The organism is Sphingomonas sp. BE123, from assembly GCF_031456015.1.
Classification (GTDB): Bacteria; Pseudomonadota; Alphaproteobacteria; order Sphingomonadales; family Sphingomonadaceae; genus Sphingomonas.
The window spans coordinates 436137-461429 of record NZ_JAVDTW010000002.1 but is presented as its reverse complement, the minus strand read 5'-3'; the positions used below and the strand labels follow the sequence as shown (position 1 = coordinate 461429).

Annotated in this window: 21 protein-coding genes and 1 tRNA gene; 8 read left to right on the top strand and 14 right to left on the bottom strand. The window is 66.7% G+C overall.

Annotated elements, in window-relative coordinates; genetic code table 11:
- Nucleotides 1-65: 65 nt before the first annotated feature.
- Entirely contained in the window at nt 66-2363 is a 2298-nt protein-coding gene (locus J2Y54_RS10475) for a glycoside hydrolase family 3 N-terminal domain-containing protein (protein ID WP_310039396.1), read from the bottom strand.
- A 160-nt stretch (nt 2364-2523) separates the two neighbouring features.
- Between J2Y54_RS10475 and J2Y54_RS10470 the strand changes: the two genes are divergently transcribed.
- A complete protein-coding gene (locus J2Y54_RS10470; RefSeq protein WP_310039395.1) occupies nt 2524-3516 on the top strand; it encodes a LacI family DNA-binding transcriptional regulator in 993 nt (330 codons plus the stop codon).
- A 29-nt stretch (nt 3517-3545) separates the two neighbouring features.
- Here the strand turns inward: J2Y54_RS10470 and J2Y54_RS10465 are convergent, their stop codons facing one another.
- The 5 genes from J2Y54_RS10465 to J2Y54_RS10445 all read right to left on the bottom strand — a co-directional run bounded on the left by J2Y54_RS10465 (nt 3546) and on the right by J2Y54_RS10445 (nt 12227).
- Nucleotides 3546-5372, bottom strand: coding sequence for a family 43 glycosylhydrolase (locus tag J2Y54_RS10465; RefSeq protein ID WP_310039394.1), 1827 nt, complete (start codon nt 5370-5372; stop codon nt 3546-3548).
- Nucleotides 5373-5602: 230 nt separating this feature from the next.
- Nucleotides 5603-8800: an amidohydrolase family protein gene (locus tag J2Y54_RS10460; protein ID WP_310039392.1), complete on the bottom strand. Its 3198-nt coding sequence runs from the start codon at nt 8798-8800 to the stop codon at nt 5603-5605.
- Between the two features lie 129 nt (nt 8801-8929).
- Nucleotides 8930-9520 (bottom strand): methionine biosynthesis protein MetW, encoded by a 591-nt coding sequence (metW, locus tag J2Y54_RS10455; RefSeq protein WP_310039389.1) that lies wholly within the window; start codon nt 9518-9520, stop codon nt 8930-8932.
- Complete coding sequence (locus J2Y54_RS10450) at nt 9517-10632, bottom strand: homoserine O-acetyltransferase (protein WP_310039388.1); 1116 nt, start codon at nt 10630-10632, stop codon at nt 9517-9519. Before J2Y54_RS10450 ends, metW begins: the two co-directional genes overlap by 4 nt.
- Nucleotides 10633-10664: 32 nt before the next feature.
- Complete coding sequence (locus tag J2Y54_RS10445) at nt 10665-12227, bottom strand: NAD(P)/FAD-dependent oxidoreductase (RefSeq protein ID WP_310039386.1); 1563 nt, start codon at nt 12225-12227, stop codon at nt 10665-10667.
- Between the two features lie 77 nt (nt 12228-12304).
- Between J2Y54_RS10445 and hisC the strand changes: the two genes are divergently transcribed.
- Both hisC and J2Y54_RS10435 read left to right on the top strand, forming a co-directional pair.
- Nucleotides 12305-13411, top strand: a complete 1107-nt coding sequence (gene hisC / locus J2Y54_RS10440) for a histidinol-phosphate transaminase (protein ID WP_310039383.1) — start codon at nt 12305-12307, stop codon at nt 13409-13411.
- Nucleotides 13408-14154 carry a prephenate dehydrogenase/arogenate dehydrogenase family protein gene (locus J2Y54_RS10435; protein WP_310039382.1) on the top strand — a complete coding sequence of 249 codons (747 nt, stop codon included), beginning with the start codon at nt 13408-13410 and terminating at the stop codon, nt 14152-14154. Before hisC ends, J2Y54_RS10435 begins: the two co-directional genes overlap by 4 nt.
- A 118-nt stretch (nt 14155-14272) precedes the next feature.
- On the opposite strand, the gene J2Y54_RS10430 is transcribed toward J2Y54_RS10435, so the two are convergent.
- The 4 genes from J2Y54_RS10430 to ftsE are packed head-to-tail and all read right to left on the bottom strand — an operon-like array spanning nt 14273 to nt 17088.
- The gene (locus tag J2Y54_RS10430) at nt 14273-14959 is read right to left on the bottom strand and encodes a lysophospholipid acyltransferase family protein (protein WP_310039380.1); all 687 of its coding nucleotides are present in this window, start codon (nt 14957-14959) and stop codon (nt 14273-14275) included.
- Nucleotides 14952-15494: a YdcF family protein gene (locus J2Y54_RS10425; protein WP_310039379.1), complete on the bottom strand. Its 543-nt coding sequence runs from the start codon at nt 15492-15494 to the stop codon at nt 14952-14954. Before J2Y54_RS10425 ends, J2Y54_RS10430 begins: the two co-directional genes overlap by 8 nt.
- Nucleotides 15491-16372: an FtsX-like permease family protein gene (locus J2Y54_RS10420; protein WP_310039377.1), complete on the bottom strand. Its 882-nt coding sequence runs from the start codon at nt 16370-16372 to the stop codon at nt 15491-15493. The genes J2Y54_RS10425 and J2Y54_RS10420 overlap by 4 nt, the downstream gene beginning before the upstream one ends.
- Before the next feature lie 8 nt (nt 16373-16380).
- Nucleotides 16381-17088, bottom strand: a complete 708-nt coding sequence (gene ftsE / locus J2Y54_RS10415; protein ID WP_310039376.1) for a cell division ATP-binding protein FtsE — start codon at nt 17086-17088, stop codon at nt 16381-16383.
- A gap of 183 nt (nt 17089-17271) precedes the next feature.
- Between ftsE and J2Y54_RS10410 the strand changes: the two genes are divergently transcribed.
- Entirely contained in the window at nt 17272-17970 is a 699-nt protein-coding gene (locus J2Y54_RS10410) for an MJ0042-type zinc finger domain-containing protein (protein WP_310039374.1), read from the top strand.
- Here the strand turns inward: J2Y54_RS10410 and J2Y54_RS10405 are convergent.
- On the bottom strand, nt 17942-19300 hold the full coding sequence (locus J2Y54_RS10405) for an MATE family efflux transporter (protein ID WP_310039373.1): 1359 nt from the start codon (nt 19298-19300) through the stop codon (nt 17942-17944). The genes J2Y54_RS10410 and J2Y54_RS10405 overlap by 29 nt on opposite strands.
- 119 nt (nt 19301-19419) lie before the next feature.
- Between J2Y54_RS10405 and J2Y54_RS10400 the strand changes: the two genes are divergently transcribed.
- Nucleotides 19420-19506, top strand: a tRNA-Leu gene (locus J2Y54_RS10400).
- Nucleotides 19507-19614: 108 nt separating this feature from the next.
- Here J2Y54_RS10400 and ssb read toward each other — a convergent pair.
- Entirely contained in the window at nt 19615-20184 is a 570-nt protein-coding gene (gene ssb / locus J2Y54_RS10395; protein ID WP_310039372.1) for a single-stranded DNA-binding protein, read from the bottom strand.
- Nucleotides 20185-20219: 35 nt separating this feature from the next.
- Between ssb and J2Y54_RS10390 the strand changes: the two genes are divergently transcribed.
- Together J2Y54_RS10390 and J2Y54_RS10385 are read left to right on the top strand one after the other, a co-directional pair.
- On the top strand, nt 20220-20393 hold the full coding sequence (locus tag J2Y54_RS10390; protein ID WP_310039371.1) for a DUF4169 family protein: 174 nt from the start codon (nt 20220-20222) through the stop codon (nt 20391-20393).
- Nucleotides 20394-20631: 238 nt separating this feature from the next.
- Nucleotides 20632-21003, top strand: coding sequence for a hypothetical protein (locus J2Y54_RS10385; protein ID WP_310039369.1), 372 nt, complete (start codon nt 20632-20634; stop codon nt 21001-21003).
- Between the two features lie 104 nt (nt 21004-21107).
- Here the strand turns inward: J2Y54_RS10385 and J2Y54_RS10380 are convergent, their stop codons facing one another.
- On the bottom strand, nt 21108-22955 hold the full coding sequence (locus J2Y54_RS10380) for a ferrous iron transporter B (RefSeq protein ID WP_310039366.1): 1848 nt from the start codon (nt 22953-22955) through the stop codon (nt 21108-21110).
- Nucleotides 22952-23200: a FeoA family protein gene (locus tag J2Y54_RS10375; RefSeq protein WP_310039364.1), complete on the bottom strand. Its 249-nt coding sequence runs from the start codon at nt 23198-23200 to the stop codon at nt 22952-22954. The genes J2Y54_RS10380 and J2Y54_RS10375 overlap by 4 nt, the downstream gene beginning before the upstream one ends.
- A gap of 444 nt (nt 23201-23644) precedes the next feature.
- On the opposite strand from J2Y54_RS10375, the gene J2Y54_RS10370 reads away from it, so the two are divergent.
- Nucleotides 23645-25222 carry a lysine--tRNA ligase gene (locus J2Y54_RS10370; RefSeq protein ID WP_310039362.1) on the top strand — a complete coding sequence of 526 codons (1578 nt, stop codon included), beginning with the start codon at nt 23645-23647 and terminating at the stop codon, nt 25220-25222.
- Nucleotides 25223-25293: the final 71 nt, after the last annotated feature.

The following is a 25293-nucleotide window of genomic DNA, read 5'->3' as shown; positions in this document are numbered from 1 at the left end:
CGGCGCCGCCCCGCGAGGAGGAAGCAGGGCGGCGCCGGTCCCGGACGGATCCGGGTAGGGGGAACTCAGGCGGCGGTGAGGGTGAAGGTCGAATGCACGCCCTGTGCCTCGGCCGACGGCGCGATCCACACGTCGAACAGGCCCGGTTCGACCGTGGGCTTGAGGTCCATGCCGATAAACTGCAGGTCGCGGCGGCGCAGCACAAAGCGTACCGTCTCGCTCGCACCGGGAGCCAGCGCCAGCTTGCGGAACGCCTTGAGCTCACGCACCGGGCGGGTGATGCTCGCCGCGCGGTCGCGGATATAGAGCTGCACCACTTCCTCGATCGCGCGGGTGCCGCGGTTGGTGATCGTCGCGGTGAACGCGATCTCGCCGTCCCAGCCGAGCGTCCCTTGTTGCGGGGTCAGCGCCGCATATTCGACCTTGCCGTAGGTCAGGCCATGACCGAACGGGTAGAGCGACGAATTGGGGCTGGTCCGCCAGCGCGTCTTGTACGGCTCAAGCTTGTCGTCGCTCGGGTTCGGACGGCCGGTTGGCTTGTGCGCGTAGTGATAGGGCTGCTGCCCAGATTCGCGCGGGAAGCTGATCGGCAGGCGCGCCGACGGGCTGTAGTCCCCGAACAGCACGTCGGCGATGGCATTGCCGCTTTCCGATCCCAGGAACCAGGTGACGAGGATCGCAGGTGCATTCTTGACCGCCCCCTCGAGCGCCAGTGCGCGGCCATTCTTGAGCAGCACGACGATCGGCTTGCCAGTCGCCGCCACCGCTTCGGCCAGCGCCATCTGCGGCGCAGGGACAGTGATGCTGGTGCGCGACTGCGCCTCGCCCGACATATTCTCGCTCTCGCCGATCGCGAGCAGCACGACGTCTGCCGCGTTCGCCGCCGCCACCGCAGCCGCGATCCCGCCATCGAGCGGTTCCTCGACCTTGGAACCGAGCGTCACCGTGACCGGTGCAGTCTTGCCGAGCGCATTGCGCACGCCGGTCGCCAGATCGATCGCCTGCTTGTTGTCGCCATAGACGCACCACGGGCCGTTCAGGTCGTGCTGCCCTTCCGCGAACGGGCCGATGATCGCGATCTTCTTGCCGTTCTTGGGCAGCGGCAGCAGATCGCCGTCATTCTTGAGCATGACGATCGAACGCTTGCCCGCCTCACGCGCCAGCGCGAGATTTTCCTTGGTCCGGGTGCGCGCCGCTTCACGCTTTTCGTCGATGCGGCGGAACGGATCCTCGAACAGGCCGAGCTTGGCCTTGAGCGCCAGCACTTTGCGCACCGATTCATCGACGCGCGCCATCGGCACCTCACCCTTCGCGACAAGGTCGGGCAGGTGGTCGCGATAGAAGCCGCTGGTCATGCTCATGTCGACGCCAGCCATGAAGGCGAGCTTGGTCGCCTCACGCGCATCGGCGGCATAGCCGTGCGCGATCATCTCCATGTCGCCGGTGTAATCCGACACGACGAAGCCGTCGAAGCCCCATTCGTCGCGCAGGATCTTGCGCATCAGCCATTCATTGCCGGTCGCCGGGACGCCCGACAATTCGTTGAACGCGGCCATCGCGGTCGGCGCACCGGCCGCGAACGCAGCCTGGAAGGGCGGAAAATAGACTTCGCGCAACGTGCGTTCGGACACGTCGACGGTGTTATAGTCGAGTCCCGCCTCCGCCGCGCCATAGGCCGCGAAATGCTTGGCGCACGCCATCATCGTGTCGATCGCCTTCAGGCTCTTGCCTTGGAAGCCGCGCACGCGCGCTTCGGCGAACAGGTTGCCAAGCAGCACATCTTCACCCGCGCCCTCGACGCCGCGGCCCCAGCGCTGGTCGCGCGCAATGTCGACCATCGGCGCAAAGGTCCAGTCGATCCCGGCCGCCGCTGCCTCAAACGACGCGGCCGCGGCCGCCTTCTGCGCGAGCAGCGGCTCGAAGCTCGCCGCCTCGCCCAGCGGAACCGGGAAGATGGTGCGATGGCCATGAATGATGTCGGCGGCGAAGATCAGCGGGATTTTGAGCCGCGACTCCTTCATCGCCGCCGTCTGCATGATGCGGCACATGCGCGCGTTGTTGCCATTGAACACGCCGGTGATGCGACCCTGGCGCACTTCGTCGACCTGCTGGTCGAAATTGGCGTTGGAGCCGCTGGGCGGGTTCATCGCAATCGCCGCGCCGCCGCCCCAGGCCGCCGCCATCAGGCTGAGCTGACCCGCTTTTTCATCAATCGTCATTTTCGCGATGAGCGCGTCGATAAAGGCCGGCACCTCGATCCGGGCCGCTTCCGCCATCAATGCGCGGGCCGGGCTGTGCAGCCAGGCAGCGAAGGCGCCTGCCCCCATCAGCGCCGCGCGGCGGGAGATCCGGGTATCGAACATCTGCTTTTCTCCTGAGCGGATCGCCGTTTCCGGCGCCGACTAAATGCCCTGCAACGGGCTGTCGCGAAAGACCGTAACCGGTTACATGCCCGGCCACGAACCAATTTGCAATCGCGAATGGCACAGGCGACAAGGGCGAAATGCGGGGTTTGGGGATCAGATGAGCGAAGCGACGATTCGGGATGTAGCGCGGTACGCCAAAGTGTCGATTGCTTCGGTGTCCCGCGCGCTCAACGGGCTCGACAATGTGCGGGCGGAAACGCGCGAGCGAGTGATCGCTGCGGCGGCCGAGCTTGGCTATGTCCCCCATGCCGGCGCACGCAGCCTGAGCCTTGCCCGTGCCCATGCCATCGGTGTTGTCCTGCCCGACCTGCATGGCGAGTTTTTCAGCGAGTTCGTTCGAGGCATGGACCGCGCCGCGAGCGGCCGCAGTTACGCCATGCTGTTATCGAACATGCATGATGACGGGGACCAGGCCGCGATGGCGCTGCGCGCGATGCGCGGACGCGTCGACGGCCTGATCGTCATGGCGCCGCACTTGTCCGAAGGTGCGTTGCGCCGCGCGCTGCCCAGCCGCCTGCCAGCGCTGATCATTCATGGCCCGCGTACGATCGACGATGTCCCGACCGTTCGGCTCGACAACGCGGCAGCGGCCGAAGCCATGGTCACGCACCTTGTCCAGAGCGGGCGGCGGCGCATCGTCCATATTGCCGGAGCCGAGGGCAATATCGATGCGGGCGAACGCGCGGCGGCGTTCCGAGCCGCGATCGAGCGGCATCTGCCCGGAGCGGTACCGATCGTGCTTCACGGCGATTTTTCCGAAGAGTCGGGCGAAGCCGCTGCCCGGGCCATCGCCAACGGATCAATCGCCTGCGATGCGGTGTTCGCCGCCAACGACATGATGGCGATCGGCTGTCTGCAGGGCCTCCGCGCCGCCGGGATCGCCGTCCCGGATCAGGTGGCGGTCGCCGGCTTCGACGATATCCCGCTGGCGCGTTATCTGGGCATCACGACGATGCGCGTACAGATTGCCGATATGGGCGCACATGCGATGAACCGGCTGATCGACATTCTGGAGGGCAAGGGCCCGGACACGCGCGCCGAGCTGCATCAGGCGGAGCTGGTCGTGCGGTCGACCAGCGCCGGAAACTAGATCAGCCGGAGCGCTACGCCGATGCAGCGTTAGCGCACCTTCGTCGGCACGCTCCGCTTCGACACGCCCGTTTCGTTGAATGCCTCGACGGCCGCGAAGTAACCGACGCCCTTGTTGAGTGCGCGCAGATCAAGGGTCGCCATCGGGCCGTCGCCCAACTCATCAGCGAACAGCTGATAGGTCAGCGTAAGCCGGTCGGGGCGAATGCCCCACATCACATTATAGCCCACTGCCCCGGGCACCTTGCGCCAGCTTATCCGGGCGTTGCGCTGATCGGTTTCGCGCACCGCCCTCACGTCAACCGGCGTGGCCGGTGCGCGGCCATCGGCGTTGCCGAACACGCGCAGATCGTTGATCGCCAGATGCGCGCCCCCGATATGGCCGTGGACATAGCGGACGAAGCGGACCTTTGCCGGCGCTTGCAGCTGAAAATACGCATTGGGCCGGTCGCGGCGCGGGGCTTCGGTCTCTGCCAGCTTGCTCCAGCTCTTGCCGTCGAGCGACCCCTCCAGCCTGAACTCGGTATAGATGTCCGGAGCGTCGCCATAGCGGCCGGACTTGTAGTCGGCGAAATTGACCTGGATCGCCCGCACCGTCTTCGCCGCGCCCAGGTCCATCGTCAGCGTCTCACCCGGCTTCTTGCTGGCCGCGACCCAGAAGGTACGCGGATTCTCGTCCGCCGCGCGGCTCGCGTCATACGCGCCCAGCGTCGAGGAAGCGGTCAGCTGCTTGCGGTACGACAGCAGCATCCAGCCGGTGAACAGACCCTCGATATCCTCGACCTTGCCCTCCGGCATCCAGTGCGGGAAATCGCCGAAGCGGGACGAAGCCCACATCTGCCCGTCCGCCTCGAACCGCGTCGGGAACAGGTTGATCCGCCGCTCGAACGTCCAGTTATGGCCGAGCCAGGGCGTGCCGCTGTTCCACCAATTGCCGTGATCATCCTGCACGGTCGAGCCATGTCCCGCGCCCTCGACGAACCCGCCGGGCTTGTAGGCGACCGGGTTCCACGGGGCGTATTCGAACGGGCCGAGCGGCGACTTCGAAATATACGCGCCATTGGCATAGGCGTTATACTCGGTCCCCGGCGCGCCATACTGAAGGTAATAGGTGCCGGCGACCTTGGTCATCCAGGCGCCCTCCATGAACGGCTTGATCGGGGTGCCGTCGGGCAAGGTGCCCGAATGATCCTGCCCGAAGCGTTCCCAGCCATGATTGTCGGGGTCGAGCTTGAACGCCTCGGTCGCGCGGCCCTTGTAGATCATCCGCCCGTCACGGAACTCGATCCCGATGCCATAGAGCGGGAAGACGTTGGACGATCCCCAATAGAAATACCATTTGCCGTCATCGTCCAGGAACAGCGCAGGATCCCATGGTCCGGGCGGCACATCGCCCGGCTTCATGTTCGCCTCGCCCCCCGGCCAGATCTGCCCCGGCAGGCGCGGCATGCGGCGGACGAAATAGTCGAGCTTGCCCGTCTCCGGCGCGTCGGAGACATAGACCGACCCCGGCTCCATCATTGACGGCATCAGGTACAACCGCTCGCCATCCGACCAGGCGGCAGGGGCGACGAAGCCGCCTTTTTCCCAGCGGCTGGGCGTGATGAAGGTCCAGTCGATCAGATTGGTCGAGCGCCAATAACCCTCGGCCAGCGTCTGGAAGAGATAATAGGCGCCCTTGTGCCGGATGATCACCGGATCGGCGCCGGTGCGGTACGAGATATCCTCGTTCACCTGCTCATAATTGTAGCGGTAATCGAGGTCGATCGGATTGGCATAGGTCCGCTTGCCCGGTTGCGCGGTCGCAGTGCCCGCGGTGCACAGACCGGCCAGCACCAGAGCAAGGGTTGCACGCATCGACCATCTCCCAAAACTGCGCCACGAGGCGCTTCGGCGTTCTGTAACCGGTTACAGTGGTCAGCGAAACCCTCATGAGCAAGACAATCCTCCCCCGCCAGGGGGAGGTGGCGCCGAAGGCGACGGAGGGGGAGGAAGCACTGACGCAAGAGCCGGAAGGACACAGCCGTCCTCCCCCTCCGTCAGGCTGCGCCTGCCACCTCCCCCTTGCGGGGGAGGATTTTGGACGATCACTCCCACCAATAGGGGCGGCGCTTCGCGGTCCCGGTCTCGACCTCGTTCATCGTGCGCGGATCGTACATCCGCCCGCCCAGCATGACGCGGTGGATCTTGTCGCTGTTGCGAATGTCCGCGGTCGGATCGGCGTCGAGGACGAGCAGGTCGGCAAGCTTGCCCGGCTCGAGCGAGCCGACGTCCTTGGCATAGCCCAGCGACTTGGCCGAATCGATCGTGCCGGTGCGCAACGCCTCGACCGGAGTCATGCCGCCGCGCACGAAGGACCACAGCTCCCAATGCGCGCCGATCCCGGCCTGTTGCCCGTGCGCACCGATCGCGACCAGCTTGCCCGCCTGCATCACCTTCTTCGCCTCACGCGCAGCTTCGTCGTCGACGAAATTGCTTTCGGGCGCCTTGGTCACCCGCATCGTGTCGGCGCGCAGCTGCGCCGGGGGCGTGTGCACCATCAGCGGGTTTTCCCAGACATTGGTCGCCTGCCGCCAATAGGGATCGCCGGCCAGGCCGCCATAGGTGACAACCAGCGTCGGGGTGTAATTGGTATCGCTCTGGCCGAAGAGCTGGATCACGTCCTTGTAGAACACCTCGCCGGGCACATTATGCTCCAGCGTCGAGTTGCCGTCGGCGATCAGGTTCATGTCCATGCCGAACAAGGACCCGCCCTCGGCGACGACCTGCATCCCCTCTGCCCGCGCGGCGGCGACGACCATCTGACGCTGCTCGCGGCGCGGCTGGTTATAGTTCTTCACCGAATACGCACCCTGTGCCTTCAGGCGACGGACATGGTTGAGCGCATCGTCATAGCTGTCGATCTGCGCATACACGCCCGCAGCGCGCGCGCCGTACACGATCTCGCCGGTCGAAAAGAGGCGCGGGGCGAGGATCTTGCCCGCCTGCTGCATCTCCGCCGCGGCAAAGACATGCGCCGCCTGGCTCGACGGATCGTGCAGCGTGGTGGTGCCGAGCGCGAGGTTCTGGAGCAGCGACCAGTTCTGCTGCGGGATCAGCTCGTCGGTGCCATAGGGGCCGTGCGCATGCGCATCGACCAGGCCGGGGATGATCGTCTTGCCGCTGACATCCACCGTCCTGGTGCCAGCCGGCAACTGGATCGCGGCGGTCGGGCCGACCTGAACGATGCGATCGCCCTCAATCACGATCGTGCCATTCTCGATCACCCCGCCATCGGCACCGGCCATGGTGACGATGCGTGCGCCAGTCAGCGCGACAGTGCCGCTCGCCTTGGCCGCCTTGACCTCCATCGCCATCGAAGTGGTGCGCGGGGTCACGGTCGCCTTGGCGCCGCCGGGGGCCGAAGCGAAGAATGCGCTGCGATCGGCGGTGTAGAGCGTCGGACCAAGGCTCCAGTGCAGCCGCGCGCCGTCGCCCGACCAGGTGATATAATCGCCGCCATCGCTGCTGACGCGCACGACCGGGAGCGCATCGCCACGCGGCGCGACCGTGACCTGCTGGCCACCCGGCATCAGCGGCATCGCGAACACCTGATAATTCTGGCGGAAGGCGACGCTCTTGCCGTCGGGTGCGACAACGAACTCGTTTGCCAGTTCGCCGGCCGCATGGACGCGCTTGCCCTCACCATTCAGGTCGGTCGAGACAAGCTGCAGTTTCTCGCCACCCTCGACCATGAAGATGCGGTCGTTCGATGCGCCGAAGTGCGGGCGCGACAGGCTGCGCGTGACCATCACCGGCGTGCCACCCGCGGTCGCAACGCGATAGACGCCGGGATTCTCACCCCATTTTGGCGCAGTCAGCCCGCCGCCATCGCCCTTTTCGAACACGATCGTCTTGCCGTCGGGCGAGAATTGCGGGCGCGCATAATGGCCCGGCTGCTGCGTCACGCTCCGCGCCGCCCCGCCAGAAGCGGGGACGACGCGGATCGACCCGAGGCTCTCGTCATTCCACTGAACGAACACAATCGACCGCCCATCGCGCGACCATGAAGGGAACAGCTCCATGCCAGCGCCATCGGCGAGGTTGGTCAGCCGCTTCGCGGCGCCGCCAGTGACCGGCTTGACCCAGAGCTTGCCCAGGCTTTCGAACACCAGCTGGCTGCCATCGGGCGAAACGCTGGCAAAGCGCGGCATCTTGGTCGTGAAGCTGTCCGGCGCGACCGCAATCTGCGGGTGCGGCGCATCGGCGACAGCGCGGCTATCGGCGACGCGGAACGGGATCACCGCGGCATTGCCGCCGTCCGCATCCACGCGCCGGATCTTGCCGCCCGCCCAGAACAGGATCGACTTGCTGTCGGGCGTCCAGTCGATGTTGGGATAGACGCCGGTGACCGCCCAGGTTTCCTGCACGTCCTGATCCAGCGCGTCATAGACGATCCGCTCGACACCGCTCGCCAGATCCTTGACCCACAGCTTGGACTTGCCCGCCTCGCGCCGGACAAAGGCGATCGACTTACCATCGGGCGAGGGCGCGGGGCGCACCGATCCGCCCAGCCCCGACACCGCCGTCGTCGTCTCACCGGTTTCAAGGTCATAGCGCTCGATATTGAACAGGTTGGTGTTCGAATCCTGCGCATATTCGAAGATCGGGCCGGGGGTGATGTTGCGCGTGAAATAGACGCCCTTGCCGTCCGCCGAATAGATCGGCTCGCCCAGTTCCTTCTGGTGGCGCTCGTTCGGGCGCTTGACCAGCTGCACGCCAGCGCCGCCCGAAACATGGTAGAGCCACACCTCACCCGTGCCGAGCGAGCGGCCGGTGGTGAAATGCTTCTTCGCGACGATATATTGCCCGTCCGGCGACCAACTCGGCTGGTTGAGCAGGCGGAAATCCTCCTTGGTCAGCTGACGCTTGTCACTGCCATCGGCGTTCATGATCCAGATATTGTCGCCACCGCCACGGTCGGAGGTGAAGGCGATACGGCGGCCATCGGGCGAGAAGCGCGGATGCACCTCCCACGCCATCCCCTCGGCAATCCGCGTCGGCGTGCCGCCCGCGATCGGCATGGTGTAAATGTCGCCGAGCAGCGCAAAGGCCACGCTCTTGCCATCCGGGCTGACATCGACGTCGATCCAGGTGCCTTCGTCGGTGTCGATCTTCGCCTGCTTCAGCGTCGCGCCCTGCGGCGCATTGACGTCCCATTTGGGCTTTTCGGCGGGCTTGTCCTGAGCATTTGCCTGACCGAGCACGAAGAGCGCGGCAAGAACGCCGGCGACCGACTGACGCATATGGGACTCCCTGAATATGTTCTGGGAGCAAGTGGTAACGGGCGAAACCGGGCGCGTCACGCGCGCTTCGTCGAAAAATGGAGTTGTTTCCAGCGAAGCGGCACCGACCCACGGCGTGAGCCGCGCAAACTAACGCTTCAGCAGAAAGACGGCGTGTTCGGCGCGAAAATTTGCTGCGGCAGAGCTGGTCAGCTGGTCGCCGGACAGGAACCACGCCTGCTCGACCGTGATCCCGCGTTCCCGCACGAACGCGCGGAAATCGTCGATCGTGACATGGTGGATATTCGGCGTTTCATACCAGGGCACCGGCAACAGCCGAGTCACCGGCATGCGCCCGCCCCACAGCAGCGACAGCCGCACCCGCCAATGCGCGAAGTTCGGGAAGGACACGACCGCTTGGCTGCCGATCCGCAGCAAATGATCGAGCACGACATGCGGCCGCATCGTCGTCTGCAGCGTCTGGCTGAGGATCGCATAGTCGAAGCTGGCATCGGGATAGTCGGCGAGATCGGTATCGGCGTCGCCCTGAATGACCGAAAGCCCGCGCCCAACCGCCGACGCAACATTGTGCGCGTCGATCTCAAGCCCGCGCGCGTCGCATCCCCGCTGATCCCGCAGCGCCGCCATCAGCGCGCCGTCGCCGCACCCGACATCGAGCACGCGGCTGCCCGGCGCGACATTGGCGGCGATGATCGCGAGATCGGGGCGCAGTCCGGTCATTCGCCCGCCCTCAGAAAGCCGTCGACTACCCGGTTCAGCTCGGGCGCTTCCAGCAGGAAGGCATCATGGCCGAAGGGAGAGGAGAGTTCGACGAAGCTGACCGGCGCACCGGCAGCGTTGAGCGCATGGACGATGCTGCGCGAATCGCGGGTGGGATAGAGCCAGTCGGTGTCGAAGCTGACGAGGCAGAAGCGCGCCCTGGTCTCGCGAAAGGCGTTGGCGAGCACCCCGCCATGCTCTTCGGCGAGGTCGAAATAGTCCATCGCGCGAGTGATGTAGAGATAGGCGTTGGCGTCGAACCGGTCGACAAAGCTCAGCCCCTGATGGCGCAGATAGGATTCGACCTGAAAGTCTGCGTCAAAGCCGAAGGTTTTGGCCGCACGCGCTTGCAGCTTGCGCCCGAATTTCTCGGTCAGCCCGGCTTCGGACAGATAGGTGATGTGCGCCGCCATCCGCGCCACGGCAAGGCCCGATGCAGGCGGCTCGCCGTCATAATAGGCGCCACCATTCCAGCGCGGATCGGCCATCACTGCCTGCCGCCCGACCTCATGGAATGCGATATTCTGGGCCGAATGCCGCGCGGTCGATGCGATGACGACCGTCGCCTCGACCCGGTCGGGGAAGGTGGCAGGCCAGCTCAGCGCCTGCATGCCCCCCATCGACCCGCCGACGACGGCCTTGAGCCGCTGAACGCCAAGATGGTCGAGCAGCATCGCCTGCGCGCGCACCATGTCGCGGATCGTGATGACGGGGAAACTCATCCCCCAGGGTGCGCCGGTCGCCGGATTGACCGTCGCGGGGCCCGACGAGCCCATGCAGCTGCCCAGCACATTGGCGCAGATCACGAAATGCCGCGCCGGATCGATCGGCTTGCCCGGCCCGACCATGCGGGTCCACCAGCCAGGTTTGCCCGTGATGGGATGGTTCGACGCGACATGCTGGTCCCCCGTCAGCGCGTGGCAGATCAGGATCGCATTGCTGCCGTCCGCCGCCAGCGTGCCATAGGTTTCATAGGCGATCTCGACCGGCGACAGCAGCACGCCTCCATCGAGCCGCAGCGGCCCCGGAAGCGTCACGCGGCGGTCGAGGCCAAAGCGCACATCGTCGGACATTGGCGCGTGCCTAGAAGCCGCGCGTCCCGCGTTCAAGCAGTTCGCGTGGGGATCGTGCGGCCCAGGATCGCCTGCGCGGCCAGCCGGCCGGTCTGCGCGCCGCCATTCATATACCCCGGAAAAGCATCCGACAGATGCTCGCCGGCAAAGATCACGCGGCCGAGCGCCGGGGCGGATTGCACGGTCGCGCCGTCATCATCCTCCATCCACAGCAGCGACCCGAAGCGGGTGAGGTGTCCCGGCGGATAGCTGCCATAGGATCCTCCGATCAGCGGATCGCGGTGCCACGCGGTGCGTCGCACCGGCGCATCGCCATAGTCCGCAGCAAGGTCGCCGAGCGCAATGCGCGCGTCGTTCGCATAACGGGCGGCGAGTGCCTGCGCCGGGTCGCGATCACCTGTAGCATCGCCGCCTAGATACCAGGTCCATACCGGCGGCCCGCCGTCCCCACGCACGCTGCCGTCCCAGCCGCTTGCCCAGCTGCCGCGTCCGCCAGCATGCCACACATCGCCGCCAGCGCCGATCGCGTCGCGCCAGCGGGGCGAGTCGGCCGTCGCAAGAATCTTTTCGTTCCGCCCCAGCGTCATCGCATCGATGAAGTTCCGCCACCGCGCCGGCAGCGGCACCGCAAAGTCGATTTGCCGCGTTCTCGGAGCCGGGACCGCAACGATCACCGCATCGGCCCGCTCCGCCGCGCCATCGGCGAAGCCGAGCGTCACGCCCCCGCTCGCCCGTCCGACGCGCCGCAGCACCCGGCCGGTCTCGATCCGGTCCGCATGGCGGCTGGCCAGCGCATCGATCAATGTGCTGCTACCCCCGGCAATCGCGTAACGCTCGTCCGATCCTCCAAGGATATCGGCGCGTTCGCCATCGACAGTGGGCAGGTTGAACAGCAACGACAGCGCCGAGGTCGCGTCAGGCTCGGCGCCATATTCGGTCCGCCCGGTCGCCTCGAGCAGGCCACGCACCCAAGGGGTAGGAAGCAGGGCGGCATGCCGGTCGAGATAATCGGCGACCGAGATCGCATCGAATGCACGTAAGGCCGCCGGGTCGGCGTCGATCCGGTCAGCGTCGCGACCAATCTGTGCGGCGATCGGTGCCAAGGCCTCGGCCAATTCCGCCTCTGCGACCGTTCGTCCGCCCGCGACCACGATGCTGCGATGCGGCTCTGCCTTGCGGTCGATCAGCGCGACGCCGAACCGGGCGGTGAGCGCGCGCATATCGTCATGGTCGCTGTTGACCAGCTGCGCGCCCAATTCGAAGGCGGGCCCGGTCGCGCTCCGTTGCGTGAACACGCGCCCACCCAGCCGCGGGCCAGCTTCGTACAGCCGGGCATCGACACCCGCCTCACGCAGGTGATGCAGCGCGGTCAGCCCGGCGATGCCCCCGCCGACGATCGCGACCCGGCCGATGCCGCTGCGCGCTGGTGCCGCAGTCGGTATCGCGGCGGCGACACCGCCGGCGGCAAAGCCCTTGAGCAACGCACGGCGCGTGGTGCCGGGCTGGGCCCGAACCGGTGCCGCTTCGCCGGCAGCGGCCAGATTCCGCCGCCGCGCCGCCGCCAATGCACTCCAGAACAGACCCCCGCTTCGCATCCCACCCCCGGCTTCGTTGCCCCGGGATTAGCGCCACGACCTTGCTATTGCGTAACCATTGGGCAAAGGGGTCGGCCATGACTGGACCGACCCCCAAGCCGTGGATCATGGACATTGCCCCCTATGTGCCGGGCAAGTCGAAAACCGATGATGGTCGCAAGGCGATCAAATTGTCGTCGAACGAGAATCCGCTCGGCACCTCGCCCGCTGCGCGCGCCGCCTTTGCCACTGCGGCAAACAGCCTTGAGCGCTATCCCGATGCCAGCGGCACCGAATTGCGCGAGGCGCTGGCCGCCAAGCACGGGCTCGATCCCGACCGGATCATCTATGGCAATGGTTCGGACGAGGTTCTGCACCTCGCCGCCGGCGCGTTCGCCGGGCCGGGCGACGAGATCATCTACGTCAATTACGGCTTCACCGTGTACCCGATCGCGACCAAGCGCGTCGGCGCGGTGCCGGTGGTCGCGCCGGACAAGGATTATGCGACCGACGTCGACGCGATCCTTGCCAGCGTCACCGACAGGACGCGGATCGTGTTCATCGCCAACCCGAACAATCCGACCGGCACGCATGCCAGCCGCGAAGAGATTGCCCGGCTCCACGCCGGGCTGCGCGACGACATTCTGCTCGTGCTCGACCACGCCTATGCCGAATATATCGATGGCGACATCGACGATGGCGGCATGGAGCTGGCGATGACCGCCTCGAACGTGCTGGTCACGCGCACCTTCTCCAAGATGTACGGCCTCGCGGCCGAGCGGATCGGCTGGGGCTATGGCGCGCCCGCGATCATCGAGGCGATGCACCGCATCCGCCTGCCGTTCAGCATCACCATCGCCGGGACCGCAGCCGCCATCGCCGCGCTCAACGACGACGACTTCGTTGCGCGCTGCAAGGCGGAGAACGCGAAATGGCGGCGCTGGTTCAGCGACGAGATCGCCAAGCTCGGCAATGCCGGGCTGCGCGCGGTGCCGAGCCAGGCGAATTTCGTGCTGGTGCTGTTCGAAGGCAAGCTGACCGGCGAAGCCGCGTATCAGGGGCTGATGGACGCGGGCTATATCGTCCGCTGGCTGCCCGGTCAGGGCCTGCCCCATGGTCTGCGCATCACCATCGGCAATGAGGAAGAAACGCGCGCCGTCGTTGCGATCCTGCAGCAGCTGGTGGCCGCCGCCGACGCCGAATGAAGCGGTTCGGCATCATCGGTTTCGGCCGGTTCGGACAGCTCGCCGCCACGCATCTGCGCGACCATTTCACGGTGGTCGTGCATGATTCACGCGACGTGGCAGACGATGCGGCGCGGATCGGGGTCGCGACCGATACGCTGGAGATGGTCGCCGCGTGCGATGTCGTGATGCTCGCGGTTCCGGTGCAGGCGATGAAACGCACCCTCGCCGCCATCGCACCGCAGGTTCGCCCCGGCGCGCTTGTCGTCGATGTGGCATCGGTCAAGATGCTGCCCGCGCGCTGGATGGCCGAAGCGCTGCCCGAAAGCGTCGATATCGTCGCCACCCATCCGCTGTTCGGCCCGCAGAGCGCGCGGCGCGGACTGACGGGTCAGCCACTGGTCGTGTGCCCGGTGCGCGGCGAGCGCGACCATCGCGTCGCCGAATTCGGGCGCGCGCTCGGCCTCAAGGTCTCGATCACCAGTGCCGAAGAACATGACCGCGAAATGGCCTATGTCCAGGCGCTGACGCACCTGATCGGCCGGACGCTGGTCAATATCCGGATCCCGGACGAGGAACTGAAGACCAACAGTTACCAGCATCTGCTGGAGCTGTGCGCGCTGATCGGCGACGATAGCGAAGAGCTGTTCTTCGCGATCCAGAACCTCAACCCGTTCGCGGGCGAGATCACGCAGCAGTTCATCGGCGAGGCAAACGGCCTGCTCGCACGTGCGCTCAAGGCCGGAAACGGCAGCGCGGATTAGTTTTTGTTACGGCACCGGCCCGCTCCTCCACCCGGCCACCCATAAATTACACTGACGTTGGATGGCCGGGTGGGGGAGCAGGCCGGTGCCGCATTCAGCGTAGCAGAATCAAAAAAACCTAAATCTCGAACGCGTTGATCCCGCGATGCACCGCCGTCTCGATGTCCTCGCGCGGCAGGCCGGGCGGGAGCGGATCGCCGAACAGGAAGGTGACGGCGCCGGGGCGTTTCGGCCCGGTGCGCGGCCAGACCTTGCCCGTCTCGCACGCGACCGGGACCACCGGCAGGCCGATCGCGCGGTACAGCCCGGCAAAGCCCGAACGCAGTGGCGGGGTCTCACCCGGCGGCGTGCGTGTCCCTTCCGGGAAGATCACCACCGAGCGGCCCTCTGCGACCGCCGCGCGCGCTTCCTTCATCATCGCGCGCAGTGCCTTGGCCGACCCGGCACGGTCGATGACGATCACGCCGTAGCGCCGCGCAACCCACCCCCACACCGGAATGCGCGCCAGTTCCTGCTTCATCACGATGGCCGGCGCATCGAGCATCGCCGCCATCGCGAGCGTTTCGTACATCGCCTGATGCTTCACCGCGTACAGCGCCGGGCCGTCGACGCGCTGCCCCGCGACCGCGACACGGATGCCGAGAATCTGGTGCGCGAGGAGCAGCCCCAAACCGGCCCACGCCATCGAGTAGCGCCGCAGCGTCGCCGTCCCGAACAATGCCACGATCGGCGCAGCCAGCACGATCGGTACCGACAGGCCATAGAACAGGATTGAAAACAGCAAGGTGCGGACGTGATCAGCCATCGCCCAGTCCGAACAGCAACGCGAAGCGGCGGACAAGATATTTGTGATATTCGCGCAGCAGCATCCGCCAGCCAGGTGAGGTGCGCACCCCGTCGCCGCGAATCGTCACGTCGGGGCCGAGCGCATGGGCCAGCTCCAGCTTGGCGCGCGGGACATGCCAATCGGCGGTCACCAGCCGGATCGACTGATAGCGATGCTGCGCCACCCAAGCGGCGGTTTCGTCCGCGTTCGAACGCGTATCGACCGCCTCATGCCCGAGGTCGATGCAGCAGCGGAACAGGCGCGGCGATGTGTTGTACTCGACCGCGAGTTCGATCGGGCGCACGGTCGGATCGGTCCCGGTGATCAGCATCCGGCGGGCGGCGCCGCGCTCCAGCAGCGCGATCCCGCGATCAATCCGCCCCGCCCCGCCGGTCAGCACCACGATCGCATCGGTTTTCACCGAATCGTCGAGCGGCTTGCCGAGCGACAGCATGAACAGGCCGAACCCGATCGCCCAGGCCAGCACCAGCAGGAGCGGAATGCGCCAGATCACAAGGTTCGCCCCAGCGTTCGCAGCACGGCGATCCGCGCCGCCGCCATCGCCAGCAGCGCGAACAGCAACGGGGTCAGCGCCAGCATTACCCAGTCGGTCTGCGCCAGCGCGATACTGCCCAGCAACTCCGACCCGAGACCGGCAGTCTGCCGTCCGAGCAGCCAGATGGCAGCAAGCGCCCCCATGGTCCCGACCAGACCGCCCAGCAATGTATCGAGCGCGATCCGCCGCTGAAACAGCCGTGCGACCTGGGTGTCGGTCGAACCCAGCATGTGCAGAACCGCGATCGTGTCGCGATGGGTATCGAGCCCTGCGCGCGCCACCAGCAGCACCACCGCAGCGGTGGCACTGGCCATCAGCAACACCAGCCCGGCGGCGAGCCAGGTCAGCGTCGCGAGGAACCGCGCCACCGGCGAAAGCCACTGCGCATGCTGGTCAACGCGCACTGCGGGCGACACCGCAGCGGCGGCAGCGCGAACCCGCGCGATCAGGGCCGGATCGCCGGACTGAAGATCGACATCGACCAGCACCGGCATCGGCAGTTCGGCATCGACACCGGCGTCGCCGAGCCAGGGCCGGAGCAATTCGGCGAGGCGGGCGCGATCGACTTCGGCAACCCGGGTAACGCCGGGGATCGCCCTGACCTGCGCGATGAGCGACCGGCTGAGGCGATCGCGGCGCGCCGCGTCGGCCTCGACCAGCTGGAGCGTGAGCCGCCCCGCCAGCTGGCGGTCGAGCGCACGTCCGGCGCCGGCCATGCCGAGGCCCAGCGCTCCGGCGAGTACGGTGAGGAACAACATGATCGCCATCACCCACATCATCGCGCGGGTGCGGCGCCCTTCGTCGAGCCAGCGATGCTGCGGGCGGCGGGAAAGCATCCGCGGCATCAGTTCGTGCCCCGATCCGGCGGAAAGCGCAGCGCGCCGGTTGGATCGAGCAGTCGACCCTTTTCGATCCGCATCATCCGCGCATCGGGGATCCGGTTGAGCAGATGAAAATCATGCGTTGCCACGACCACCGTGGTGCCCAGCCGGTTGAGCGAATCGAACAGGTGCAGCAGCCGTTCGGCCATGTCGGGATCGACATTGCCGGTGGGCTCATCGGCGACAAGGATTTCGGGACGGGTAATCACCGCGCGCGCGATCGCGATGCGCTGCTGTTCGCCACCCGACAGCGTCGGCGGCCGGGCGCTGCCCCGGTCGGTCAGGCCGACCCAGGCCAGCATCTCGCGCACCGGTGCCTCGATCTCGGTTTCGGGCATGCCGGCCACCCGCAACGGCAACGCGATATTATCATAGGCGGACAGGTGCGGCAGCAGCCGGAAATCCTGAAACACCACGCCGATGCGCCGACGAAAGCCGGGCAACCGGGCGCGGGGCAGCGCGCCGGCATCCTCGCCGAACAGCCGGACCAGCCCGCGCGTCGGCCGCTGGGCGAGGTAGAGCAGCTTGAGCAGCGACGTCTTGCCTGCCCCCGAAGCGCCGGTGAGGAAATAGAATGCGCCGGCGCTGAGCGTGAAGCTGACATCGCTCAGCGTTTCGGCGCCGGTGCCATAGCGCAGGCCGACATTCTCGAACTGAACGATATTGGCCATGTGCCGGCGTCGGCCGCTCCTGATCCTTCTGCCCCGCTGCAGCCATCGCACAGCCGCCGGGCCCGCTCAACCCGCGCCGCGCGATCGCGCGACTCGGGCCTTGCCATTCGCGCCCGGCGGGTGTTTAGATTCGGGACCGGCCCCCGCTGCGCTGCGCATGGGTGCCTAGCAACGCGTGCCGCCATGATTCTCGAATGTCCTGAATGCCGAACGCGATATCTGGTCCCCGACAGCGCCATCGGCGCTGCGGGACGGACGGTGCGCTGCGCGAGCTGCAAGCATAGCTGGTTCCAGACCGCGCTGGCGCCGGCCGGGCCCACCGAGAGCGCGCCCGCTGCCGCGCCGGAGATCGTGCGCGCGGACGCCTATTCGCAGGCTGCTCCCGCTCCGGCCGAGGCAGCGGCGCCGCGGGAGTATGACCCCTTTGCCCATGAGCCGCCGTTCAAGCCGCGCCGCAATCCGGAGAAGCGCTGGACTGCGGCCGCAGTGATCGCCGGGCTGTCGATGACGCTGGGCGCGGTCGCGATCATCTGGACCGGTGCGCCGGGACTTGCGTCGCAGCTGGGGCTGCCGATCGGGGCGGCGCGCACACCGCTGATCTTCACCGACCAGTCGGTCGACCGCAAGCCGCGGCTGAATGGCGGGGAACTGTTCGTGGTCAGCGGCCAGGTCATGAACCCGACCCGCGAAAGCCAGCGCGTGCCCAACATCCTGGCCGAGCTGCGCGACAGCAACAATGCCATCGTCTACAGCTGGACGATCACGCCCGATCCGCGCACCCTGCCGCCCGGGGGCAGCCTCGAGTTCAACAGCGGAAAGCTTGACGTTCCGCCGACCGGCAAGACGATCCAGTTCAGCTTTTCCGGCGAAGGCGGCGAATAAGCCACCATAGCCGCCCGCCATTGAGCAGCGCGGCGGCGATCATCCCGGTGCCCGAGGCATAGACGAGGCCCATCGGACCCCAGCCATGCTGGACGGTCCACAGCCCGATCGCGCCGGTCAGCAGGAAGAAGGCGATGATGCCGTTGATCCCAGCCACCACCTGATCGCCGAGCGAGCGCAGCGCGTAGACGAACACCACCTGCAGCCCGTCGAACAGGATGAACGGCGCCCACACCGCGAGCATCAGCGCGGCGAGCGCTGCGACCTCGGCCGAGGCGGGGAAGCCCGAGACGATCAGCGCCGGGGCAAAGGTGAGCGGCAGTGCGAGCAGGCCGAGGATCAGCGCGGCGAGGATCGCGGCGATGCCGGTGCGCGGCCCGGCGAGCGCCGGAACCCCCTCCCCCACCGCATTGCCAGCGCGCACGCCGGCTGCTGAACCCAGCCCGAGCGCGAAGGCGAAGGTCACGTTGTGGACCGAGAACACGATCTGGAACGCGTGGGTGACCGATTCGCCGAGCTGGGTCGACAGCGCGATCAGGATCGAGAAGCCGGCCAGTTCCAGGCCCGACGCGACCGCCGGGACCGCGCCGAATGCCAGCAGACGGCCGACGCCGCGCCACATGTCGGGGGTGCCAAGGTCGCTCCAGTCGCGGACGCCACGCTCCCTGGCACGCGGGAGCGTGAGCGCGGCGGCGGTCATCGCGACCGCGCCGACGATGGTGGCGATGACCGTCGCGCTCGCCGCACCGACCGCGCCGAATTGCGGCAGGCCGAACTGGCCGGTGGCGAGAATCCAGGCGAGCACCGCGTTCAGGGGCAGGATCGAAAGGTTCACCGCCATCACCCGGCGCGGGCGGCTGACGCCTTCGAGGAAGAAGCTGGCGGCGACGATGATCAGTTGGAAGGGGTAGGCGAGCGCCATGGTCTGGACGACGCGCGCCGCGTCAGGGGCGATACCGGGATCGACGCCGACGCCGCGGAGCATGTGCAGGGCGAAAACGAACAGCAGCGCGCCGCTGATCAGGCCGAGGATGCCGCCCAGCACCAGCCCCTGCCGCAGCACCGCGCCGGTGGCGGGGAGGTCCTTTGCCCCGTCGGCGCGGGAGGAAAAGACGAGCACGCCGGTAAGCCAGCCCAGCGCCACGACGATGCCGATGAAGGTCAGGGTGCGGCTGGCACCGAGCGCTGCCACCTCATGCGTGCTGACCAGTCCGACGACGATGACGTCGGTGACGTGGAGGATCGTCCAGTTGAGGCCGGTCAGCACCACCGGCCAGGCCAGCGCGAGGATGCGGCGAATCTCCGCGCGGGTTTCCGGGGTCAGCGTCATGGGGCGGTCGCCTTAGCCGGAGCAGGCTACAGAAAAAAGGGAGGTTGCATGCCCCCCGGGGCTTTGCTAGGGGCCGCTGCCTTACCAGCCACCCGGTTCATCGGGTGGGCGAAATCAGTGCGGTCGTGGCGGAACTGGTAGACGCGCAACGTTGAGGTCGTTGTGGCCGAAAGGCCGTGGAAGTTCGAGTCTTCTCGACCGCACCATTTCTTGAAAAATCTAGTAGAATTAACCCCTTAGGGGGATGACCCCGTGCCGGGTCCGGTACCGGCCCGCACCCCCGTTGCGGGAGCGGGCCGGCGCCGCGCCACAGATCAGAACGGCACGTCGTCGTCGAGATCGTCGGGGAAGCCGCCGCCGGCATTGCCGCCGCTGCTGCCACCACGGCTGCCGCCGCCGAAGCCGCCACCCGAACCGCCACCGCCATAGCCGCCGCCGCGATTGCTCGACTGGCCGGCAAAGCTGTCGCCGCCGCCCCAGTCATCCGCGCCGCGGCCACCGCCGCCGCCCATGCCGCCACCCTGGCCGCCGCCGGGACCGTCGAGCATCACCAGCTTGGCATCGAAGCCCTGCAGCACGATTTCGGTCGAATAGCGGTCCTGGCCCTGCTGGTCCTGCCATTTACGGGTCTGCAGCTGACCCTCGAGATAGACTTTGGACCCCTTGCGCAGATAGCGTTCGGCGACGTTGGCGAGCCCCTCGGAGAAGAGCTTGACCGTGTGCCATTCGGTGCGCTCCTTCTTCTCGCCGCTGTTGCGGTCCTTCCATGATTCGGAAGTGGCGACGCGCAGTTCGACCACCTTGCCGCCGTTGGAAAAGGTCCGGCTTTCGGGATCGCGCCCGAGATTGCCGACCAGGATGACCTTGTTGACGCTGCCCGCCATGGAAACTCCGCTGCTAATTCGATATCGAGAGACGAATGGCCGATATCCTTAACCTCAACAAGGCGCGAAAGGCACGCGCGAAGGCGCAGGCCACCGCAAAGGCTGTGGAGAACCGCGCCAAATTCGGGCGCACCAAGGCGCAGAAAGCGGCGGACGACGCCGAGCGCGCCCGGATTTCCGAAAATCTGGACGGTGCGCGGCGGGAGTGAGGTTCGACTTTGGCCTGCCCATCGTCAGGGCATAGCAGAATGAGAACATGTAGGGAACATGTTCGGCATTATCCCGCTCTTTCAGCGACTTATTGGCGGTCGCGAAAGACTAGACGGACCGAATCCGGCAGCTTCGGGGGGCGCGGCGGATTTGGCAAAGCGAACATGTCGCGGGTTTACGCGCCATTCGTCCGGTTTGGGGTGTCGCTTTTCGCGAGGTGCAAGGCGCGGATCGACAATGCCGCGTGGGCAAATCTCGGCCTTCGCCGAATGTCTGGTTTCAAGCCGCCTGATCGAGCGGCGCAACGTCGCGAATTGGGTGGTTAGCTGCCATCACGCGAAGAGCCACCAACCAACTCGTCAGGGCATCGTGCCTTTGAATATCTGGATTAGGCCGAACAGACACGCGCAGGCCAACAGCAAAGGGGCCGCGAGCAACACGCACACCAACGCCGTCTCAATGACCCCAGCCGACCCTATCACCGCCAACGGGTTACCCACCCAAGCGATACCGAACGCGAAAGCTGCCAAAAGCGCAACGGCAAAGACCGCGAGGGTCACGCCTTCAACGATCCTGCCCGATCCGCGCATGCTCACCTCGCCACTTTGATGCCATTCGTGGCCTTTTCGAACAATGACCGCAATGGGGTCGTTAGCCGACCGGCAGCTTTCAGGAAATCAATGAGGGTTAGCTGCCCCAATTGACCCCCCACCCTAAAGCCCCAACCCCTTCGCCGTCCAATAGGTCAGCCCCGCCGCCGCATAGGCCGCGGCGAACAGATAGACGATCATCACGATCGGCCATTTCCAGCCATTGGTTTCGCGCCGAGCGACGGCGATGGTCGAGAGGCATTGCGGGGCGAAGACGAACCAGGCGAGGAAGGCGAGCGCGGTGGGGAGCGGCCAGCCCTGTGCCAGCTTTTCGCCGAGTGCGGCGGCCCCGGTTTCCTCGTCCGGGGCGTCGATCGCGTAAACGGTCTGGAGCGCGGAGACGGCGACTTCGCGCGCGGCCATGGCGGGGATCACCGCGAGGCTCATTTCGTGGTTGAAGCCGATCGGGGCGAGGACGACTTCAAGGCCCGATGCGATGCGGCCGGCGACCGAATATTCGCTCTGCTTCACGCCCTCTGGCGCGACCGGATAGGAGGCGAGCAGCCAGAGCGCGACGGTGACGCCCATGATGATCGTGCCGGCGCGGCGCAGGAAGACATAGGCTCTTTGCCAAAGCCCGATCAGCAGGTCGCGGAGCGAGGGGAGCTGGTAGCGCGGCATTTCCATCATGAAGCCGCCGCTCTTGCCGCGTGTCGCGGTCAGGCGCAGCACGAAGGCGGCGAGGATCGCGCCGACGATGCCGAAGACATAGAGGCCGAACAGCACCAGCCCCTGCAAGCCGACCCCCGGCGCGACGTCGCGCGCCGGGATGAAGGCGCCGATGATCAGCATATAGACCGGCAGACGCGCCGAGCAGGTCATCAGCGGGGCGATCAGGATCGTGGTCAGCCGCTCCTTCGGATCGTCGATCGAGCGCGCGGCCATGATGCCGGGAATCGCGCAGGCGAAGGACGAGAGCAACGGGATGAACGCGCGGCCCGACAGGCCGACCAGCGACATCAGGCGGTCCATCAGGAAGGCGGCGCGGACCATGTAACCGGTCGCTTCGAGCAGCAGGATGAAGAAGAACAGGATCAGGATCTGGGGCAGGAACACCACCACCGATCCGACGCCGGCGATGATCCCCTGAACCACCAGATCGCCGATGAAGCCGCTGGGCAGGCTGGCCTGGGCATGCGCGCCGAGCCATTCCTGTGTGCCCTCGATCCAGCCGATCGGGGCTTCGGACCAGCTGTACACCGCCTGGAACATGACGAAGAACAAAGCGAGCAGGATGACCCAGCCCGCAACCGGGTGGAGGACGACATTGTCGACGGCGCGGGTGAAGGCGCGGCTGCGCGGTTGATCGGTGATCGCGAGCGCGGCGATGCGGCGGGCGTCGCGCTGGAAATGGGTGATATCCGCGTCGGGGGTAGCGGGGGCGGCGGGACGGCTGGCGCGGAGCACGCCGTCGAGTGCGGCGCGGAGGTCGTCGAGGCCGCGCTTGCGCACCGCGACGGTGGTGACGACCGGGACGCCGAGCTCCGCCGACAGCGCATCGGCGTCGATCGTCAGGCCGTCGCGCGTCGCCATGTCGATCATGTTGAGCGCGACCACCATCGGGCGGCCGAGCTGACGCAGCTGAAGCACGAAGCGGAGATGATTTTCGAGGTTGGAGGCGTCGGCGACGACGATCAGCGCGTCGGGGAGGCGTTCGCCTTCCTGCTTGCCGAGCACGACGTCGCGGGTGACGGCTTCGTCGGGGCTGGACGGATCGAGGCTGTAGGTCCCGGGCAAATCGACCAGCTCGACCGGGCGGCCATCGTTGAGCGCGAGGCGGCCCGAATGGCGCTCGACCGTGACGCCGGGATAATTGCCGACCTTTTGCCGCGCGCCGGTGAGCGCGTTGAACAGGGCGGTCTTGCCGGCATTGGGGTTGCCGACCAGGGCGACGAGCGGTTGCGCATTCATGCTGCGGGTGCCTTGAGATGGATCGCGTGAACGACATGGCGGCGCAGCGCGACCGTCATGCGCCCGATGCGCACCGCGGCGGGGCCGCCGAACCAGCCGACCGGGCGGATCAGTTCGACCTCGACCCCCTCGTCCAGCCCGAATTCACGCAGGCGGCGCACTTCGTGCGGGGCGAGCGCGGACCAGTCGATCGAGGCGACGGTGGACGGGACGTTGCGCGGGCTGCGCGCGAGGGAGTCGGTCATGTTGCGAGCGATTATCAACAGCGGTGGGGAAATGCCAGCGGGAATGCGTCACTAATCCTCCCCCGCCAGGGGGAGGTGGCACGCGTAGCGTGACGGAGGGGGAGGAAGCATGTCGGCAAGAGGCTCAAAGGTGCAGCCGTCCTCCCCCTCCGTCGCCTTCGGCGCCACCTCCCCCTGGCGGGGGAGGATTGAGTAGTTGCACCTTATGCCGCGCCAATTCCGCCCCTGCCCCGCAGGGGAGGTGGCAGCGTAGCTGCCGGAGGGGCGACCGCGCAGACGGCCGTGAACAGCACGACAAAACGCCGCCCTCTGCGGGGCGGCCCCTCCACCACCGCCTTCGGCGGCGGTCCCCCTCCCCCAGCAAGCTGGGGGAGGAATTGGTAGGTTGCAAATCGGCGCGCCATCGCGCACCCGCAGGCTTTGCCTTCAGATAGACAGACACCAATGACCGACACCGCTCTCCGCGACGCCGCGCTCACCTCCAAGGCATGGCCCTATGAAGAGGCGCGCAAGCTGCTTAAGCGCTATCCGGAGGGGAAGCCCGGCGGCGCGCCGGTGCTGTTCGAGACCGGCTATGGCCCGTCGGGGCTGCCGCATATCGGGACGTTCAATGAGGTGCTGCGCACGACGATGGTGCGGCGCGCGTTCGAGACGCTGTCGGACCAGCCGACGCGGCTGATCGCGTTCAGCGACGATATGGACGGGCTGCGCAAGGTGCCGGACAATGTGCCGAATGGCGACATGCTGGCGCAATATATCGGCCACCCGCTGACCAAGGTGCCCGACCCGTTCGGCAAGTTCGAGAGCTTCGCGCACCACAATAACGCGATGCTGCGCGACTTTCTCGACCGGTTCGGGTTCGAGTATGAGTTTGCCTCGTCGACCGATTATTACGGATCGGGCAAGTTCGACGATGCGCTGCGCCTGGTGCTGCGCAACTATCAGGGCATCATGGACGTGATGCTGCCGACGCTGCGGGCGGAGCGGCAGGCGACCTATTCCCCGGTGCTGCCGATCAGCCCGAAGACGGGGATCGTGTTGCAGGTGCCGATCGAGGTGCTGGATCCCGAGACGGGCATGATCGCGTTCACCGACAGCGACGGCGAGCGGATCGAGCAGAGCATCTTCGGCGGCAAGTCCAAGCTGCAGTGGAAGGCCGATTGGGCGATGCGCTGGGTCGCGCTGGGCGTCGATTACGAGATGGCGGGCAAGGACCTGATCGATTCGGTGACGCAATCGGGCCGAATCGCGCGCGTGCTGGGCGGACGGCCGCCCGAGGGGTTCAACTACGAGCTGTTCCTCGACGCCAAGGGCGAGAAGATTTCGAAGACCAAGGGCAACGGCCTGTCGATCGAGCAGTGGCTGACCTACGGCCCCGACGAGTCGCTCGCCTTCTACATCTATCGCGAACCGAAAAAGGCCAAGGCGCTGCACCTGGGGCTGATCCCGCGCGCGGTGGACGATTATTGGCAGTTCCGCGCCGCCTATGCCGAGCAGCCGGTCGAGCAGCGACTGGGCAATCCGGTGCACCATATCCATAACGGCCCGCCGCCGGCCGAGACGCTGCCGGTCACGTTCGGGCTGCTGCTCAACCTGGCCGGCGTCCTGCGCGAGCCGACGGTCGAGCAGGTGTGGGGCTATCTCGGCAACTATGTGCCGGATGCGACGCCGGAAAACTGGCCCGCGCTGGATGCGCTGATCGGCTATGCGATCGCCTATGTCCGCGACGTGGCGGAGAAGCCGGTACGGCGTGCGCCCGAGGGGATCGAGGTCGCAGCGCTGCAGGATCTGGACCGGTTGCTCGCTGGTGCGGCTGCCGATGCGTCGGCGGAGGATCTGCAGAATATCGTCTATGAGATCGGCAAGGCGCGGTTCGGCAAGGAAGCGTTGCGCGACTGGTTCAAGGCGCTGTACGAGACGTTGCTGGGCAGCTCGCAGGGGCCGCGCATGGGGAGCTTCATCGCGCTGTATGGCGTGGAGAACAGCCGGAAGCTGATCGCCGAGGCGTTGGCGAAGGTTTGATAATCCTCCCCGGAACGGGGAGGTGGCAGCGCGTAGCGCTGACGGAGGGGGCCATCCATGAAGCGAGCCGC

What these genes read in the sequence shown, in the direction of transcription:
- J2Y54_RS10475 (WP_310039396.1), bottom strand. Translation starts at nt 2,363, where the DNA reads ATGTTCGATACCCGGATCTCCCGCCGCGCGGCGCTGATGGGGGCAGGC.
- J2Y54_RS10470 (WP_310039395.1), top strand. Translation starts at nt 2,524, where the DNA reads ATGAGCGAAGCGACGATTCGGGATGTAGCGCGGTACGCCAAAGTGTCG.
- J2Y54_RS10465 (WP_310039394.1), bottom strand. Translation starts at nt 5,372, where the DNA reads ATGCGTGCAACCCTTGCTCTGGTGCTGGCCGGTCTGTGCACCGCGGGC.
- J2Y54_RS10460 (WP_310039392.1), bottom strand. Translation starts at nt 8,800, where the DNA reads ATGCGTCAGTCGGTCGCCGGCGTTCTTGCCGCGCTCTTCGTGCTCGGT.
- metW (WP_310039389.1), bottom strand. Translation starts at nt 9,520, where the DNA reads ATGACCGGACTGCGCCCCGATCTCGCGATCATCGCCGCCAATGTCGCG.
- J2Y54_RS10450 (WP_310039388.1), bottom strand. Translation starts at nt 10,632, where the DNA reads ATGTCCGACGATGTGCGCTTTGGCCTCGACCGCCGCGTGACGCTTCCG.
- J2Y54_RS10445 (WP_310039386.1), bottom strand. Translation starts at nt 12,227, where the DNA reads ATGCGAAGCGGGGGTCTGTTCTGGAGTGCATTGGCGGCGGCGCGGCGG.
- hisC (WP_310039383.1), top strand. Translation starts at nt 12,305, where the DNA reads ATGACTGGACCGACCCCCAAGCCGTGGATCATGGACATTGCCCCCTAT.
- J2Y54_RS10435 (WP_310039382.1), top strand. Translation starts at nt 13,408, where the DNA reads ATGAAGCGGTTCGGCATCATCGGTTTCGGCCGGTTCGGACAGCTCGCC.
- J2Y54_RS10430 (WP_310039380.1), bottom strand. Translation starts at nt 14,959, where the DNA reads ATGGCTGATCACGTCCGCACCTTGCTGTTTTCAATCCTGTTCTATGGC.
- J2Y54_RS10420 (WP_310039377.1), bottom strand. Translation starts at nt 16,372, where the DNA reads ATGCTTTCCCGCCGCCCGCAGCATCGCTGGCTCGACGAAGGGCGCCGC.
- ftsE (WP_310039376.1), bottom strand. Translation starts at nt 17,088, where the DNA reads ATGGCCAATATCGTTCAGTTCGAGAATGTCGGCCTGCGCTATGGCACC.
- J2Y54_RS10410 (WP_310039374.1), top strand. Translation starts at nt 17,272, where the DNA reads ATGATTCTCGAATGTCCTGAATGCCGAACGCGATATCTGGTCCCCGAC.
- J2Y54_RS10405 (WP_310039373.1), bottom strand. Translation starts at nt 19,300, where the DNA reads ATGACGCTGACCCCGGAAACCCGCGCGGAGATTCGCCGCATCCTCGCG.
- ssb (WP_310039372.1), bottom strand. Translation starts at nt 20,184, where the DNA reads ATGGCGGGCAGCGTCAACAAGGTCATCCTGGTCGGCAATCTCGGGCGC.
- J2Y54_RS10390 (WP_310039371.1), top strand. Translation starts at nt 20,220, where the DNA reads ATGGCCGATATCCTTAACCTCAACAAGGCGCGAAAGGCACGCGCGAAG.
- J2Y54_RS10385 (WP_310039369.1), top strand. Translation starts at nt 20,632, where the DNA reads ATGCCGCGTGGGCAAATCTCGGCCTTCGCCGAATGTCTGGTTTCAAGC.
- J2Y54_RS10380 (WP_310039366.1), bottom strand. Translation starts at nt 22,955, where the DNA reads ATGAATGCGCAACCGCTCGTCGCCCTGGTCGGCAACCCCAATGCCGGC.
- J2Y54_RS10375 (WP_310039364.1), bottom strand. Translation starts at nt 23,200, where the DNA reads ATGACCGACTCCCTCGCGCGCAGCCCGCGCAACGTCCCGTCCACCGTC.
- J2Y54_RS10370 (WP_310039362.1), top strand. Translation starts at nt 23,645, where the DNA reads ATGACCGACACCGCTCTCCGCGACGCCGCGCTCACCTCCAAGGCATGG.